General features: G+C 69.7%; 18 protein-coding genes and 3 pseudogenes. 12 read left to right on the forward strand and 9 right to left on the reverse strand.

All coding sequences use genetic code 11. From position 1 onward, the window contains the following. The first annotated feature begins 29 nt into the window (after positions 1-29). Positions 30-1,715, forward strand: a complete 1,686-nt coding sequence (locus OG823_RS01725; RefSeq protein WP_371476802.1) for a methyltransferase — start codon at positions 30-32, stop codon at positions 1,713-1,715. Between the two features lie 220 nt (positions 1,716-1,935). Further along, on the forward strand, positions 1,936-2,259 hold the full coding sequence (locus OG823_RS01730; protein ID WP_371476803.1) for a hypothetical protein: 324 nt from the start codon (positions 1,936-1,938) through the stop codon (positions 2,257-2,259). Between the two features lie 187 nt (positions 2,260-2,446). Here OG823_RS01730 and OG823_RS01735 read toward each other — a convergent pair whose 3' ends face one another. The 3 genes and pseudogenes from OG823_RS01735 to OG823_RS01745 all read right to left on the reverse strand — a co-directional run. Further along, positions 2,447-2,959 carry a DinB family protein gene (locus OG823_RS01735; RefSeq protein ID WP_371476804.1) on the reverse strand — a complete coding sequence of 171 codons (513 nt, stop codon included), beginning with the start codon at positions 2,957-2,959 and terminating at the stop codon, positions 2,447-2,449. Positions 2,960-3,145: 186 nt separating this feature from the next. Further along, complete coding sequence (locus OG823_RS01740) at positions 3,146-3,880, reverse strand: hypothetical protein (RefSeq protein WP_371476806.1); 735 nt, start codon at positions 3,878-3,880, stop codon at positions 3,146-3,148. Between the two features lie 507 nt (positions 3,881-4,387). Then, positions 4,388-4,944 (reverse strand): annotated as a pseudogene (locus OG823_RS01745) (transposase); the annotation flags it as partial. Positions 4,945-5,042: 98 nt separating this feature from the next. Here OG823_RS01745 and OG823_RS01750 point away from each other — a divergent pair. The 3 genes from OG823_RS01750 (at position 5,043) to OG823_RS01760 (ending at position 6,606) form a co-directional block, all read left to right on the forward strand. Then, positions 5,043-5,582 carry a DUF6368 family protein gene (locus OG823_RS01750; protein WP_371476807.1) on the forward strand — a complete coding sequence of 180 codons (540 nt, stop codon included), beginning with the start codon at positions 5,043-5,045 and terminating at the stop codon, positions 5,580-5,582. Between the two features lie 212 nt (positions 5,583-5,794). Continuing rightward, on the forward strand, positions 5,795-6,265 hold the full coding sequence (locus OG823_RS01755) for a hypothetical protein (RefSeq protein WP_371476809.1): 471 nt from the start codon (positions 5,795-5,797) through the stop codon (positions 6,263-6,265). Between the two features lie 14 nt (positions 6,266-6,279). Further along, positions 6,280-6,606: a hypothetical protein gene (locus OG823_RS01760; RefSeq protein ID WP_371476811.1), complete on the forward strand. Its 327-nt coding sequence runs from the start codon at positions 6,280-6,282 to the stop codon at positions 6,604-6,606. 8 nt (positions 6,607-6,614) lie between these two features. On the opposite strand, the gene OG823_RS01765 is transcribed toward OG823_RS01760, so the two are convergent. Beyond that, the gene (locus OG823_RS01765) at positions 6,615-7,040 is read right to left on the reverse strand and encodes a DUF6188 family protein (protein ID WP_371476812.1); all 426 of its coding nucleotides are present in this window, start codon (positions 7,038-7,040) and stop codon (positions 6,615-6,617) included. A gap of 305 nt (positions 7,041-7,345) precedes the next feature. Next, positions 7,346-7,866 (reverse strand): annotated as a pseudogene (locus OG823_RS01770) (GNAT family N-acetyltransferase). A 115-nt stretch (positions 7,867-7,981) separates the two neighbouring features. Here OG823_RS01770 and OG823_RS01775 point away from each other — a divergent pair. The 4 genes from OG823_RS01775 to OG823_RS01790 all read left to right on the forward strand — a co-directional run bounded on the left by OG823_RS01775 (position 7,982) and on the right by OG823_RS01790 (position 10,195). Further along, a complete protein-coding gene (locus tag OG823_RS01775; RefSeq protein WP_371476813.1) occupies positions 7,982-8,677 on the forward strand; it encodes an alpha/beta hydrolase in 696 nt (231 codons plus the stop codon). Positions 8,678-8,946: 269 nt separating this feature from the next. Further along, positions 8,947-9,543: a TetR/AcrR family transcriptional regulator gene (locus OG823_RS01780; protein WP_371476815.1), complete on the forward strand. Its 597-nt coding sequence runs from the start codon at positions 8,947-8,949 to the stop codon at positions 9,541-9,543. Continuing rightward, entirely contained in the window at positions 9,540-9,887 is a 348-nt protein-coding gene (locus OG823_RS01785; RefSeq protein WP_371476817.1) for a nuclear transport factor 2 family protein, read from the forward strand. Before OG823_RS01780 ends, OG823_RS01785 begins: the two co-directional genes overlap by 4 nt. Next, the gene (locus OG823_RS01790) at positions 9,884-10,195 is read left to right on the forward strand and encodes a TfoX/Sxy family protein (RefSeq protein WP_371476818.1); all 312 of its coding nucleotides are present in this window, start codon (positions 9,884-9,886) and stop codon (positions 10,193-10,195) included. Before OG823_RS01785 ends, OG823_RS01790 begins: the two co-directional genes overlap by 4 nt. Positions 10,196-10,418: 223 nt before the next feature. Here OG823_RS01790 and OG823_RS01795 read toward each other — a convergent pair. Beyond that, positions 10,419-11,056, reverse strand: a pseudogene (locus OG823_RS01795) (IS701 family transposase); the annotation flags it as partial. 15 nt (positions 11,057-11,071) lie between these two features. Then, positions 11,072-11,632 carry a TetR/AcrR family transcriptional regulator gene (locus OG823_RS01800; RefSeq protein ID WP_371476819.1) on the reverse strand — a complete coding sequence of 187 codons (561 nt, stop codon included), beginning with the start codon at positions 11,630-11,632 and terminating at the stop codon, positions 11,072-11,074. An 83-nt stretch (positions 11,633-11,715) separates the two neighbouring features. On the opposite strand from OG823_RS01800, the gene OG823_RS01805 reads away from it, so the two are divergent. Both OG823_RS01805 and OG823_RS01810 read left to right on the forward strand, forming a co-directional pair. Further along, positions 11,716-12,570 carry a patatin-like phospholipase family protein gene (locus tag OG823_RS01805; protein ID WP_371476822.1) on the forward strand — a complete coding sequence of 285 codons (855 nt, stop codon included), beginning with the start codon at positions 11,716-11,718 and terminating at the stop codon, positions 12,568-12,570. A 125-nt stretch (positions 12,571-12,695) separates the two neighbouring features. Next, positions 12,696-13,016: a hypothetical protein gene (locus tag OG823_RS01810; protein ID WP_371476824.1), complete on the forward strand. Its 321-nt coding sequence runs from the start codon at positions 12,696-12,698 to the stop codon at positions 13,014-13,016. 23 nt (positions 13,017-13,039) lie between these two features. Here the strand turns inward: OG823_RS01810 and OG823_RS01815 are convergent, their stop codons facing one another. Further along, on the reverse strand, positions 13,040-13,396 hold the full coding sequence (locus OG823_RS01815) for a hypothetical protein (RefSeq protein WP_371476826.1): 357 nt from the start codon (positions 13,394-13,396) through the stop codon (positions 13,040-13,042). A 415-nt stretch (positions 13,397-13,811) separates the two neighbouring features. On the opposite strand from OG823_RS01815, the gene OG823_RS01820 reads away from it, so the two are divergent. Then, the gene (locus tag OG823_RS01820) at positions 13,812-14,015 is read left to right on the forward strand and encodes a cold-shock protein (RefSeq protein WP_371476827.1); all 204 of its coding nucleotides are present in this window, start codon (positions 13,812-13,814) and stop codon (positions 14,013-14,015) included. Between the two features lie 95 nt (positions 14,016-14,110). On the opposite strand, the gene OG823_RS01825 is transcribed toward OG823_RS01820, so the two are convergent. After that, positions 14,111-15,226, reverse strand: coding sequence for a WD40/YVTN/BNR-like repeat-containing protein (locus tag OG823_RS01825; RefSeq protein WP_371476829.1), 1,116 nt, complete (start codon positions 15,224-15,226; stop codon positions 14,111-14,113). Positions 15,227-15,462: the final 236 nt, after the last annotated feature.

A 15,462-nucleotide genomic window follows, 5' to 3' on the forward strand; every position in this document is an offset into this window, starting at 1 on the left:
ACCGTACGACCACATCACGGGGGTTCGACATGACCGCACCGCAGCCCGCGCACCCGCACACCGACCCGGCCGACCTCGACCGGATCGACCGTGCCGTCCGGTTCATCGGCGCCAACGACTCGGCGGACGTCCTCGCCGGAATGCTGCCGGCCCTCACCGGCACCGAACGGGACGCCCTGGCCGCGCACGTCTCCTTCGCACACGCAGCCGTGCTGGTCTTCCCACCGGGACTGGACGAACTCCGCGCGGACCTGCACGACCGGGGCCTGGCCGTCGGGGCGTCCGTCCCGAGCGTCGTCGTCCGCGAGCGCCTGGCCGCCCGGCACGGACGCACCGCCGCATCGCTGGAGGTCGGCATCCTGCGAGCCCCCGTCCGGGGCGCCGACGGCGGACCGCGCGAGATCGAGATCTTCGCGCTGGCCGTGCCACCCGGATCGGGTCTCGAACCGGTCGCCACCGCGGAGCGCGTACACCAGCACGAGGCACACCTCGCCTTCGAGGTCACCACGCCGGACCCGGTGGTGCTCGCGGGCCTGCGCGGCATCCTGCTGGGCGCCGGCCGGGCCAGGAGCGACGGCGGCGGCCACAACGCCCGGGAGAACTCCACCGTGCTGTACTTCCGCACGGACGCGGCGACCGGCGGCGCCTACCACCGGCTGGAGTTGAACATCAGGGGGCACCACCCGGCGCTGCTCGCCGAGCACTGCCTCCCGACCGACGGGCCCGCGGAGCAGTTACTCCGTCTGATGACCGGCGCCTGGGCGACCCAGGCCATCGCGGTCGCCGCCGAACTGCGCCTCGCCGACCACCTGGAGCAGGTGCCCGCCCCGGACACCGCCCAGCTCGCCGAGCTCACCGGCACCCACCCCGACAGTCTCCGCCGGCTGCTGCGCTACCTGGCCTCCCTCGGTGTGCTGCGGCCGGACGGCGGGGAGTACCGGACCACCTCGCTCGGCCGGCTGCTGCGCACCGGAGCCGAACACTCGATGCACCCTCTCGCGCTGCTGTACGGCGGCCCGTTCTACCACTCGTTCGGCGAGCTGGGACGGGCCGTCCGCACCGGGCGGGAGGCCTTCGAGCACGTTTTCGGTGCCCACCACTTCCCGTACTTCGCCGGGCACCCGGAGCTGGCCGATCTGTTCGACCGCGCGATGGCGGCGAGCGCGCCGATGTTCCACCCGGTGGCCGACCTGGTGGACTTCTCGACCGCCAAGGTGGTGGTCGACGTGGCGGGTGGCAACGGCGAGTTGCTCAGCCACATTCTGCGGGCCGAACCCCACCTGGAGGGAGTGCTGCTGGAACGGCCCCACGCGCTGGAGGCCGCCCGCGGCGTCCTCACGGCAGCGGGCTGCGCCGACCGCTGCCGGCTGGAGGCGGGCGACTTCACCGAGGCCGTCCCGTCGGGCGGCGACGTCTACCTGCTCTCCCGGGTACTGCACGACTGGGACGACACCCAGTGCCTGGCCATCCTGCGGCGGCTGGCCGAGGCGATGCCCCGGCACGCCGAACTGCTCATCGTCGAGCGTCTGTTGCCAACGGACGGGGCACCCTCGCTGGCCGTGCCGTGGGACGTCCACATGCTCTGCAACGTGGGCGGCCGCGAGCGCACGGCCGCCCACTACGGCCGGCTGCTCGCCGACGCCGGGTTCGAACTGACCGGCCGGACGGGCCTGCCGCTGGACGGCGCGCTGCTCACGGCACGCCGTAGCCGCTGAGTCGTCGCCGAGGGCGGCCGTTGGACGCGGCCGGTGTGGGCGCGCGATCCCGGCGGCGCGGGCCGGGGCGGCGCGGTAGCGGGTTCACCGCCGTGCCCGACACCGGTCGGCACGCCCGAACCGGCGCACCCACGACCCAGCAGACCGTCACGGGGCTTCGAGGCCAATTGCTTTGCGGCACGGCGGGCAGCGGTGGCATCGGGACCCTGCGCACATCGAGATGTCGCTGAAGGACACGATCGGGCTGGGCCGGATGCAGCATCGCGACGACCAGGAGCGGATCCTCGAAGCGCTGCGGACGGCCGGCGGAGACGAGCTCCTCGCTTCGCTCCCCGAGGGCCTGGAGACACGGCTCGGGCGAAAATCATGGGACGGCAGGGGGCTGTCGGGCGGCCAGTGGCAGACGGTCGCCAACGCCCGGACGGCGATGCGGCAGGCGCCGCTGCTGCGCGTCCTGGAGGACCCTCCGCCGGCCTCGATGCACGGACCGAGGAATGGCTGTTCCAGCAGTACGCCGACCGGAGCCGCCTGGAGGGCGGCGTGACGGTCCTGTTCACATCGCTTGACGACCGCTCGGGCAGCCGATCTCATCGTGGTTCTGGACGGCGGCCGGGTCGTCGAGGTCGGCACCCACGACACGCTGAGTCAGGCCGACGGTCTCTATGCCGACCTGTTCCGCCTGCAGGCCCGGTACTTCGTCTGAAGGGGCGCCGTCGTCGACGTGGCCGCCGCTACACGCCGGTGACGCCGTCGATGCGTTCCCGGAGCAGGTCGGCGTGACCGTTGTGACGGGCGTACTCCTCGATCATGTGGACGTAGATCCAGCGGAGATTGACGTCCTGCTCCATGAAGCGACCGGTATCGGCCAGAGCGCGGTCCGCGCAGTGCGCGCGGGCATGGGCGATCTCCGTGTTCCAGGTGGCGAGGGCGGCGCTCAGGGTGGCGCCCGCAGCCAGTTCGAAGCCACCGTCGGGGCCGCGCGGATCGGCCTGCGGGTCATGGATGGGGGGCGCCTGTTCTCCGGCAAGCACTCGGCGGAACCAGTTCCGCTCCACCTCCGCCATGTGCTGGACGAGACCGGTCATAGTGAAGCCGGACGGAGGCACGGACGCGACGGCCGCCTGCTCGTCGTCCAAGCCCTCGCACTTCATGGCGAGTGTGGCGCGGTGGAAGTCGAGCCAGCTTTCGAGCGTGGTGCGCTCGTCGGCGTTCAGAGGCGGCACAGGGCGTTCGACGGTGCTCATCCGTCGATTATCGCCGTGCCGTCCGAGCCGTCGACCGGCACGGCGCCACCAACGGACGTGTCGGCGCTCGCCCGACTGCCTCCCGCCGAGCTCAGCGGCGATGTCCTCCAGGCTGCTCGACGCCGAACGCGATCACGACCACACCTGTCCCGGGAGACCGGCAAGCGCTCCGACCCGGCCGGACGGTCATGGGGCGACGTCTGTTGATGCCGGGCCCAGGATGTGCCCGGGGTTGAGGAGGACAGCCCACCAGGTGCTCATGTCGTCCTCAGCTTCATCGGGTGTCGGGTTCCTCCAACTCACGGCGGCATGCAGGACGCAGTGCTCGCCCTGTTCCATCGGCGGCAGGGCCCATCGCAGTCCCCGGTCGTCATCGAGGTAGTCCACACCCCATTTCATCCGCGGTGAGCGTTCGTAGACCTCGCCGAGAAGGGCGGCCCACCGCCGGGGGAGGTCGGCGTCATATTCCGCGCGGGAGCAGATGTCCTCCTCGTCGGGCCCGCCCAGCGTCAGCAGCGTCTCGGTGTTCCAGAGCGAGACGGCGGCAAGGGCCTGCGCCCCGTCGTAGCCACTCTGCACGCCCTCGGGTACGGCGTGGAAGGAAGCGGACAGTTCCACCCGGCTCAGCGGCCGGAGAGCCGTCACCCTCCAGACGGCACCCCAGCAATCGGCGAGCGGAAGCATTCCCTCGAACGAAGGCGGTTCGAGGCGGCGCAGCAGAAGTTCCAGTACGGCGATCTCGTGTTCCCAACGGAAGAGCAGGTCCCCGCCCGGCAGCCGACGGACCGTCCGGGGCAGCGTCGGCAGCCTCCAGTAGTCGACCGTCCCGTCGAAGCGCAGAACACCCAGCGGCGTGACCACGGACGGGTCAAACGCGACGGACTCAGCCGTCCCGGGGACGGCAGGCAGCAGACCGGACATCCCCGGAGGGTATCCGGCCCCGACGAAGGAACGACCTGGAATTTCTCGCTCCGAGACAACCCCGCCCCTCTTGGTCACCTTCCCCTGCCGTCCGGCTTCGCATTCATCATCTACTGCTCTGACCGCATACGTTCACCGGCTCTGGAACCGGTGCCGCGATTCGGCCTGAGTACCCTCGGCCTGTGGACGACCGCGAGCAGTACGTGAGGTATCAGCAGGACCGGGCGGTACTGGCCGCGGTCGGGGGCTCATCTCGATCGCCAGACAGGTCGGGTCAGTGTGCGGTTGCCTCGGTCCGTGGCTGAGCCAGCGGTCGCTGCCTGGGACCGCGAGGAGCTGGGCAGGGTCGGCGAGGAGAGCTGCGAAGAGTACGACTGCGTGATGCTGCCGCCGAGCTGTACTTCATCGGACTGGCGGTCACCTCGCGGGGCGTGTGGGACACCGAGGAGGTCGTCGTCGACTTGGCTGTTGTCCAGATCGCGGCAGCGTTGCGGGTTGCGCGCTAGGTCAGGCCGCAGCAACGAGAGGCCGCCCGCCCCAGCGGAGGCCTTTCTCACTGCGGAAGCGAACGCGTTCGCGGCGCTGTGCGGCCAGGCCGTCCGGGTGGCGGGCGTTGGCGTTGCGCCACCGGGGGTAGGCGTTCAGGGCCCGGGTCTGGACGGTGTGGTTGGGGGTGCTGGGAGTTGGCGCTGGTGAACTGCCGCAGCGGGCGAGAAGGCGGCGTAAGGTCTCGCGGCCGATCCGGATCACCCGGCCGTGGACTTCCGCAGGTAGGCGAGCAGTTCTCGGATGGACCAGCGGGTGAAGGGCTGGCCGAGCTTGGTCGGTCGGGTTGTGGCCGTCTGGATGACGAAGTCCTCGTCGTCAGGAGTGAGCAGGCGAGGACGGCCTCCCGCCCAGCGAGGGTCCAAGCAGGCCAGGCCGACCTCGTTGAAGCGGTGGATCACGTCGCGGACGGTGCCTCGTCGGCCTGCACCGGTTGGGCGATCACCGGGGACGCGGTTCCCGCCGGCCGAGGCCGGCAGCATCATCACGAGTCCTGGTGTCAGTTGTTCACGGCTTCCGGAGTCACCCCGAGCGTGGACCGGCGATGTTCACGAGCTTCGGTAACCGTCTGAGGGGAGACACTGCACTGGTTGGGCTCCGACCTATGGGTGGTCCGGTGTTGGTGATTGAGTTGGCAGAGACGGTTCCCGTTGCCGTGATCGAGCGGCTACGGGAGTTGTTGGGAACCTTGTCGGCGCGGTTCGAAGAGAAGCGCGTCGGTGAGTACGACCTCCTGATCCGGACCGAGAGCTTCGGCATTGCGGACGTCGATGAAGTCGATGGTCATCGGCCATTCTTGGTCTCGCTCATGGGGCCTGGGATCGGTGACGAGTCGATCTTCCGAGCCGAGCACCCCGACGAGGACGATCAGAAAGCTCTCATCGGCTTCGCGCCAACGCATGCGGTCGATGTCATCGCTCTCGCCAACGAGCCGATCGACCACATCACGACCGCCTTGTTGACCGTGGCAATCATGGAGGTGACCGGCGGTATCGCCAACGCCGAGTTGGCCCAGGGGCAGCGAGCCATCGTGGACGGCCTTCCAGGACTGATCGCCACGAAGAGAACTGACTGGCCGACGCTGCCGGCCGCGTACGGCTCCGCAGAATTCATCAAGGCATGGTCAAGACAATCCGGCTTCCGGCTCCTGACGTAATCCGCAGATGCACCGGCGCAGACGAACCGCCGGACGTACAGTCGCAACAGCATTCGCTGGCCTCCGCTAGGCACGTTTGCGGGAGAGCGCAGGTAGGAGCCGTGCACCCTTCTCGACCCCACTCCACCGCCGGGGCACGATGCTCCGACCGCGGCGTCGTGGGGCGAGTCAACTCGCACGACGGGTCGGGATGGGGCCGATAGCCTGCCTGCGTGGCTGAGATAGAGGACGAGCAACTACTGCTGGACGCTGGGTTCGAGCGCGTCTACATCGAGTTGGACAGGTATGACGGCCCCCGTGAGGGCCTCGCCGAGGTCTATGGTGCGGCACATTACTTCCGGGCCGCGTACGACTTCGCCCATCCTGATGCTTCCGACGACGAGTACTTCGTCTGGCCTGCGAGTGCGTCCCTCCTCGCGCAGGAGCAAGAGCAGTGGGCGATCTTCGTCGAGTGGAACACGCGCTTCGAAGCGGGAGCTGCCTTGCCGGACAGCCACCCAGGGCACGGGGCGATCAACTCGCGGTACGACGAGCTGACTGAACAGCTCGTGCCCCACAGGGAGGTACCGGCTCACGCGCGCCGCGTGACAGCGGAGTGGCGGCTCATTGCCGGGGCCCGCTACCGCCTCGACGGGACCGACTACCTGGTCAAGTGGCAGTCGGACGGAGACGGCCACCGTTGATCATCGGGTGTTGTGTGGACAGCGATGCCCGCCGACGGGCCGCTCGTCGCGGCTACTCGCGCGATGCCGCCGCCACCGACCACGGTGCGATTCGTGCTGCGATGTCGTTCACGCGGCGGCTCGACGACCAGCAGACGGATCTTGCCCGCCTCTCACAGCGCCAGCTCGACGTCTGGCTCACCGAGGCCAAGCCGACCCACCGGCGCTCGGCCCAGCCCTCATCAAGTGGACGAACAAGCGCCGCCCGACCCGGGACCTGGAACACCCCGGTCGTCACCGCCCTCTGCCCACCGTCTTCCTCGACGACGAGCAGCATCAAAAGCAACTGCGACGCTGTCTGACAGACGCCTCACTGCCTCCGGCGGTCCGCATCGCCGGCGCCCTGATCCGGCTCTACGGCTTGCACCTCAACCGCCGACCAGACCGCGAGCTTTCCGCCCGGCATCGAGATGATCCGCCAGCCTCCCGGTCCGTGCACTTCCCATGCCTCGAACGACGAGTCCGCCCGGCCGGTGAGATGACAGCCGTTGTCGAAGAGCAGCCGCAGCGAACCCGTCTTGAAGGCCACTGCAGACAAGACCTTCGCTCCGAACAGCCCGAGTGCCGCCGCCTCATCCTGTCGCCCGGGGTCGATGAAGACATCCTGACGGCCGTCGCCGACACCCTGGGTGAGCGTGAAGGGGCATCCAAGATCCACGCGGGCATCCGATTCGAGGTGCAGCAACACCTGGTAGCCAACGCTGATCTTGGTGACGGCCAGACCACGAAGATTCATGATCCAACGGTCTTCGTGCTCAGCCAACGATGTTTCACTCACCCCCGAAAGATGCACCCCGGAGCACCGACTGCGCCACCGAAAAACCCCACGGCCTCACAGCCCGTCTCACGGTGAGGTCGGCCGGCTCGGGAATAACTGATGCTGCCCCGGCACACGATCTGCTGCAGTTTGTGCCCTTCCTGGTCGGTCAGTCTGCACACACGAACAGGCTCGGCCACCGCGCCTCCAGCGGTCGGATCGGAAGGTCTCGGCACATCCAACCGCCCCAACCAGCAACCCGGCGAACCAATGTGGGCAGAGCACTATTCACCGAGGATGCGTTCCCACAGCAGTCCGTCCCGCCAGCGCCCGTCCAGAAGGATCGAGGAGTGCGCGACGCCGTACGGGCTGAACCCGTTGCGGCGCAGCACCGCTGCGACGGCAGATTCTCCAGGTTGGTGGACGCCTCGGCGCGGTGAAGACCGAGTTCGTCCGTCGTCACCCGGAGTACGAGCGCGACAGCGCGGCCGGCGTGCCCTTGATTCTGGGCGACACCAGCGATCCGGTATCCGAGGGAGGCGCGGCGCAGCTGCGGCAGGATGCCTCCGACGGTGACCTGCCCGATCACCTGGTCGTCAGCGAGTACCACGCCCGGCCAGACCGCGCCGGCCCGGTGTCCGGCCAGCAGTCCCTCGATCCGCTCCGCCTGGCCCTCCGGGGTGAAGAAGTCGGCCGGCTGGGCCGGTTCCCACGGCTGAAAGGCCTCGACGTCCCGCTCCCGGTGCGCGGCGATCGAGGCGGCGTCGGCGGGCGGGATCAGGCGGATCCCGGTGCTGCTGCTCATGCGCTGGTCCTCGTCGCGGTGCGTCGGACGAGACGGCCGTCCTGTGCAACGGCCCTCGCGCCGCCGCGCCCTAAGCTGGTCTCGGTAGCTGACGGTTCAGGACCAGGAGGCCGCGATGAGGGTTGTCTTCGTGCACGGGGCATGCGTCAGGGACGGATCGTGGTGGTGGCACCGCACCGCTGACCTGCTGGCCGAGCGGGGCGTCGCCAGCGCGGCGCCGGCCCTGCCGAGTTGCGGCGAGACGGGTGAGCCGACTAACGCGCGGGGCCCGGGACTGGCGGAGGACGTCGACGCGGTCCGGCAGGTGCTGACGGCGAGCGACGAGCCGACCGTCGTGGTCGCCCACAGCTACGGCGGCATCGTCACCGCGGAGGCGGCGACGGGCGTCGAAGCCGTACGCCATCTGTTGCTCGTGTCCAGTTACCTGCCCGAGGTCGGGCAGAGTCTCTCCTCGTTCGGCGGCCCCGAGCCCGCCCCGTTCCTCGACATCGATCCCGAGGGTGGCACGTTCACCGTCCGGTCGGACGCCCTGGCCGAGACGTTCCTCCAGGACTGCGGTCCGGAGATCCAGCGACAGGCGATGGACAAGAGGGCCCGGCAGAGCCTGGCGGTCCTCGAACAGCCGGTACGGTCCGCCGCCTGGCAGCACGCGGCCACGACCTACCTCGTCTGCACGCAGGACCGGGGCACCCCCGCCGAGCTGCAACGCGAGTTCGCCGCCAAGGCAGGCAGCGTCGTGGAGCTGGACGCCGGCCACCACCCGTTCCTGTCCCGGCCGGCCGACGTCCGCGACCTCGTGCTGAGTCTGTGACGACGACCGGGGGCATCACCGTGGAGGCACGCCGGGATCTCCTGCCGCAGGCCACGACCGGGCGGCCGGGCCGCCCCGCGTCGTGAGCGGCCTCGCACCACTGCTCCCCGGGGCGCGCAGAGCCCAACGGGCGCGACGACGTGACGGCGTGACGGCGTAACGGCGTAACGGCGTAACGGCGCGGCAGCGTGACGGCGCGGCAGCGACGGTAGGAGGAGGACTGTCGGCGTGCTATTTTTGTGAGCAATCGTTCAACTACGGGGGTTTCGATGGGCCGCAAGCAGCTCTGGGATCAGGCGGAAGTACTGGCCTCGGCCATGCGGCTGTTCCGTCGCCGCGGCTACCTCGGCTCCTCCCTGCGGGACATCGAGGAGGCGACCGGGCTGCATCCGGGCAGCCTGTACCGGGTCTTCCAGAGCAAGGACGGCCTGTTCTGCGCGGCACTGGACGCCTACAACGACCAGGTGGTGCAGGGCCGCGTCCGGGCCCATCTCCTGGAGCCGGCGGACCCCGTGGCGGGCATCCGGTCGTTCTTCACCTCGACGTTCGAGACCGGCCTCGATCCCGATCCGGGGTGTCTGCTCACCAACAGCGCCGTGGAGTCCTTCGCCGTTCCGCAGGCCGCCGAGGGGGTCCGCCGGGGGCTGGAGACGATCGAGTCCGGCTTCGCCGAAGCCCTGACGCGTGCCCGCGCCCTGGGCCTGCTGTCCGCGGATCTGGACGTCGAGGGCTCGGCGGCCCACCTGCTGGCGCTCTATCAGGGCCTGCTGGTGCTGGTCCGGGCCGGCACCCCCCTCACCAAACTGCACACGATCACCGATGGCGCGATGGCGTCGATCGGCCCCGAGAAAGAGGGACAGCGATGAATGACTCACAGCAGCTCTGGGAGAACTACGCGGCGTGCTGGTCGGCCGACCCGGAGGAGCGACTCGCCGCACTCGGCACGGTCGCGGTCGACGAGGTCGCCTACCGGGATCCAGGGACGGAGGTCAGCGGCGCGGCCGCGCTGGCCGCCTACATGGCCGGGTTCGCCGGGGCCTTCCCCGGTCACCGGTTCCGCATAGACGAGGTACTCGACCACCACGACCGGTCGCTGGCGCGGTGGACCCAACTCGGCGAACACGGCGAGCCCGCCATGACGGGCGTGAGCACCGCACTCCACCGCGATGGCCGGCTCGCCGACATCACGGGGTTCTTCCTCTCCGCGTGAGCGGTTCCCGCAGCCTCGCCGAGCACCCGGCCGCCCAGCCGGCGCCGCTCGGCGAGGTCACCGCCCACCGCTGCTCCGGCAGCCGGGCAGTGCGCAGCCACGGCAGCCGGTTCGCGACGGTGATGGACACCCTCCACCTCCGCGTCGACGGCGTGACCCGCTCCTCCTACGAGGAGGCCGGGTCCACACCGTTCACCTACCGTGCAGGCGGCCGCGAGGTGGTGGTGCACGCGTACTACGGCGCCGAGGCGGAAGTGATCGACGACCGGGCCGAGTTGTGCGCCCTGGCCCGCCCGGCAGTGGCCTGACGGGCCGGACCTCGACCGCCGGGTAGGGGCCACGCCACCGCTCGAACCCCGGAAGGGCGCGCCCCGGCCCGGAACACCCGGAGGTCGGGCTGGGTTGTCGGTTGACGGCAGTCGGCTCGGAGTACTCGCCGCCGCCGGCACACCGGCCGACCGGCAGTACACGCAGAAGTTCAGCGCCCGGGTCCTCGTCGAGACGGCCTATTACTCCAGCGGTAGATCGTGATCACGCCGGGGCTGCGCCTTGGCGGTGGTAGTGGCTCGCTTGGGACCGGGCCTGGTGGCGGCGTCTCCAGTGGGACCAGCGGAGCCAGTGGGCCGTGTCGTGGACGTGTTGGGCAACGAGGACGATGAACAAACGGGCGATCTCATTGCAGGTGAGCGGGATCAGCTTCTCCCGGGCGGGCCGGCGGGTGTGTTCGTCGGTGCGGATGAGGCGAGGAAGGCGTGGGCGAGCATGGCGAGGGTGACCCAGCGGGACCAGGGCGCGTAGCGGCGGACCTGGTGCTCGTCCAGTCCGGCCAGGCCCTTTCCGGACTGGAACGTCTCCTCCACTCGCCACCTTGATCCAGCGGCCCGAACCAGGGGCGCCAGTGGCACCGGCCGGGGCGTGTAGCAGTGGTAGTAGGCGAGTTCACCGGTGGTGCGGTTTCGGCGGATCAGCAGGTGGCGGTGGCCGGGGGCGGTGCTGGGTAGGTCGATGTGGGCCCAGTCGCAGAAGCGTTGCCCCTTTGCTCCGGCTCCGGCGGACAGCTTCTGCCAGGCCCGCTTGGGGAGCTTCTTCGCCAGGGCTTCCGCACGGGACTTGCCTGCTGCATCCTGCCAGCGGGCAGGGTCTGCGCTGCTGCCTGAGGTCACCGCGTGATCGTTTGTCCTCATTCAATGCCGGAGGAGTTCGCAGAAGCGGTCCAGGGCGCGGTCGGTGCGGTGGCGGTCGCCGGTGGTCGTGAGATCGAACAGTAGGCCCCGGATGACGGCCATGACCAGCGTGGGAGTGACGGTGTCGTCAGGGTCGGTGGTGATGTCGCGGATCGTGGCGCCGAGGGTGTCGAACCAGCCCGTGATCGCCTCGGCCTGGTCCGGGTAGTTCTCGGGATGAGCGAGGCCGTCGGCGTGCACCTCGAAGATCAGCCGGACGTACGGGGCGCGCTCGGGTGCGCTGATCCAGGCCCAGATGCCGCGCAGGTGTTCCTCCGCAGAGGCTGCCTGCGCCGGGAGGTTCTCGGCCAGCCGTGTCGCACCACGGCGGCGGGCCTCGGCAAGGACGGCAGATACCAACTCCTGCTTGCTGCCGAAGTCGTAGAGCAGCATCCGCGGGCTGGTATCGAGAGCTGTGGCCAGCGGCCTCAGGCTCAACCCGGCCAGGCCGTATGCCAGTACGTAGTCGGTCGCCCGCGCCAGCGTGGCCTCCCGTCGGGCGGGATCTGGGGGTCGCCCCACGGTGGATCATCCTCTCGGTACTGCGGATCTGAGCGTACGTCAGTATATGGTACGACTGTTTCAATAACGGGAAGGAGACAGTCATGCACACATTTGACCGGGCACTCGCACTGGGCGCCGGAGGCCCCGTTGGTGCGGCCTGGATGGCCGGACTGGCCTGCGGACTGGGCCGCGGCGGAGTGGATCTCAGCGAGGCCGATCTGATCATCGGCACGTCGACTGGCGCGATCATCGGCGCAGTACTGGCCACCGGTCAGGACCTCGACCGGCTCGCCACCCCAGTACGCCCCGCCGACACCAACAGCACCCCGCCCCAGGTGGACGGGCGCCGGCTGGGCGAGGCGTTCGCTGTGCTGGGCAGTGCCGCCTCGAACCCAGCCGAGGCCTGGCGCCGAGTGGGCCAGATCGCGCTCGCCGCCGAAACCGGCCCCGAGCAGGCACATGTCACCCGGATGCGCGCCATGGCCGGCGCAGACCAATGGCCGGACCGGAAGCTGCTCATCACCGCGATGGACGCCGAGACCGGCGAGCAGGAGGTCTTCGACCGCGCGAGTGGCGCACCGCTGCCCTGCGTCGTGGCGGCAAGCACGGCCTTCCCGGGCATCTACCCACCGATCACCATCAACGGCCGCCGATACATGGACGGCTCTCTGCGGTCGGCAACCAACGCCGCACTTGCGGCCGGAGCCCGCACGCTCGTCGTGATCGACCCGCAGGCGCATTTGTTTCCCCGGGAGTTGCTCCAGCAGGAGCTGGCGGTCGCCGCGGCGCACACAGTGGTGACCGTCGAGCCCGATTCGGCATCAATACGCGCATTCGGCTCGGACCTCAACGACCGCACGGCCTGGGAACCGGCCTACCAGGCGGGCCTTCGCCAGGCCACCGACGCCGCAGAGCAGCTCCGACTCGCGTGGCAGACCGGATCCGACACGGACTGAGCGTCCGCCCGATCTCCGGAGTGGCGCTGCCCCGCCCTCGGCCCTGGCCCTATCGACGGCTGATCCGCGACCACCCACCAACCGTCAGCAGGCCGTCCGGTCACGATCTACCGCTGGAGTACTGAGTGGCCAAGTGGTGCGCGGAGGCGATCGAGCTGCTCCGGAGGAACTCCGGCTCAACCGCGATCATGGAGAGCGAGCCCATCCAGCGGGGCTGGCGCGACGCGCGTGTCATCACCCTGCACGGCGCGCTCAATCTCGAAGCCCTCTCCGAGAACTACGGCAGGCTGATGGCCGGAGCCCAGCCGCACGAGTTCGAGGGGATCACGACCCTGAACCGCTTAGCCCCGGCCCCGCCGACCAGGAGCACCCGAGCACGTTCGGGGCGCGCAGGGCGGCCGGGCGGACTGCCCGACGAGCAGCCGCGGACCCGCCCCCGCGGGTAGGCGGCGTCCGCTCCGGCCGCGACTCAGGCGTGAGCGGCGGGGCGTCGGTCGGGAGTGCGGAGGTAGGCGATCGCCATGTCGCCGAGGTCCTCCGCGTACCGGCGCAGGGCGGCCTCGCCGGCGGGGGGATCGGGGTGTACGGAGGTGTGGAAGCAGGCGCCGAGGACGGCGCGGGCCACGGTGTCGAGCGCCGCCTGCGGATCGGAGCGCAGGATCTGGCCGGCGTAGGGGGCCGCGGCTTCGAACAGGAGGCGCTGGATCTCGGTGATGGTGCGGGCCCCCCGCTCCAGGGCACTCGTGCCCCGCGCCCGCAGCAGCTCCGGAAAGAGGTTGCTGCTGTCGGCGAAGGACTGCAGCAGCGCCCGCGCATAGGCGTCCACGCCCACACCTTCGAGGTCGGCGAGACCGTGATCGGTATGTCCGACTGGCCGGACGGGGCGTCGGACGGATCGCTCAGCCGGCCGGGCGACACCTCGCGCCACCGGTACCTCTCGCCACCGCACCGGCACCGGCCGCCTCACCATGGCGAGTGGTACGTGACCTGGACACCTGGCAGGTGCCGCGCGCCCTGCACATCCGACCCACCGGATATTTCCCGGGGCCGCCGCACGGCGTACCCGGCAGGAGCATCAGGCACACTGGCAACTGCTGTAACGTGAACATCACGCAGCGTGGTTTCGAAGCTCGTCCACGGTGATGGCGCCGTGGACGTTTTTGCTGTCCAGCATCCTCCGGACCAGGCGGTCGTCTCCAGGTTCCGCGCCGCGTGAACCTGTCCCCCAGAAGGAGAAAAGCATGGCTACCGGCACCGTGAAGTGGTTCAACGCCGAAAAGGGCTTCGGCTTCATCGAGCAGGACGGCGGCGGTCCGGACGTGTTCGCCCACTACTCGAACATCGCCAGCCAGGGATTCCGTGAGCTTCAGGAGGGCCAGAAGGTGTCCTTCGACATCACGCAGGGACCGAAGGGCCCCCAGGCCGAGAACATCGTCACGGCGTAGGCCGCTTTCGAGGGCCCGGCGGCACACCGCGTGCCGCCGGGCCCTCACCGCTCCGCGCCCCGCCGCTGTGCCCCACCCGCACGGACTGCGGTGGGTCACGGACATGAGGAGGTGACCGTGTTGCTCCAGAAGCGGTCGGTGAGGTCGTGCGGATCGCGACGGCCGTCATTGGCCGAGAAGCTGATGCTGATACCGGAAAGACACGGCACGGGAAGGTCGATGGCTATCGAGCCCTGCGGGAGCGCCCGAGTCGTCCAGTAGACGTTGAAGACCCCGTCCGCACCGACCCGAGTTCCGCGGATCGTGACCTCCGCACCGGCGATGAAGCCGGAGCCCGTCAGGTGGAAGACAGTGCTCTCCCCGGAACCGCTCGTCGACACGTCAACTCGGGGTCGGACCGCGCTCGGAGGCGGTTGCGCGGGCTGCGTGACCGGCGGCGGGGGTGTCGGGGGCGCCGGGGGCTGCGGGGTCGGGGGCTTCGGCAACCAGGCCCACAACGTGCCGTCCGTCTTGACTGCCCAAGGCAGGTCGAACCGAGCAGCCGAGATCCTGCTGAACCCGTCGCCCGAGACCTTGAGAAACCCTGTTCCATCCGTCGTGGTCCACACCGTCCCGTCCGTGGCGACCAGCCAGACCTTCCCTTCGACGCTCACGGAGATGTCGGCCCACGACTTGTCCTGGCCGCCTTCGGCGGGCCGCCAGACCCCGTCGGACGTCTGGCGGAACAGATTCGCACTGGGATGAAAGCTGATCCCCCACAGGTCGCCCGTGTTCCGGCCCGCAAGACGCTTGAACGGAATCAGCGAACTCATCTCCTGGAACGTCCGGCCGTCGGCCGTCCGCCAAATCGCCCCGTCGTCGCGCACGATCCATACGGCCGCCTTGTGTACCGTGACGTCCACCAGCGGTTCGATTCCGTTCGGTACCGGTATGTTGCTCCACATCCCCTCCGGCCCACGCCGCCAGAGCACCCTCTGGGCCGTCACCACCCACAATCCGTCGTCGAGCGCCACGGCCAGGCCGGTGACACCACCAGGGCTCGGTTCCTGGCCCGCAACCTGCGGGGGGAAGGGACCGCCGCCGTGACGCCAGAGCGTCCCGTCCTTGGCCGCCGACCAGACCTCGGGGAACGACGCGTCCTCCCGGATCGCCAGATCGAGAAACTGCGGGAACACCACCGGGGACCCGGCGGCTCCGGCGATGTCGACCACGTATCTCGGCGTCCATATTTTTTCCATGGCACCCACTCGTCAAGTGCTTCACCATCGCGCGACGGACCACTACGCGGAGAACCAGCCGTGCGAACGACCGGTCAGTTCGATGTCACGGACCACAGGGCGACCCCATCGGGCAAGAGCCGCCCGCCGGCGCAGAGGGAATCGGCCCTGTCGTCGTGACGGGCTGCACGAGGCCCTCTCCGACCGTACGCCGAAGCCACCCCCCACAC

It is taken from the genome of Kitasatospora sp. NBC_00315 (assembly GCF_041435095.1).
Classification (GTDB): domain Bacteria; phylum Actinomycetota; class Actinomycetes; order Streptomycetales; family Streptomycetaceae; genus Kitasatospora.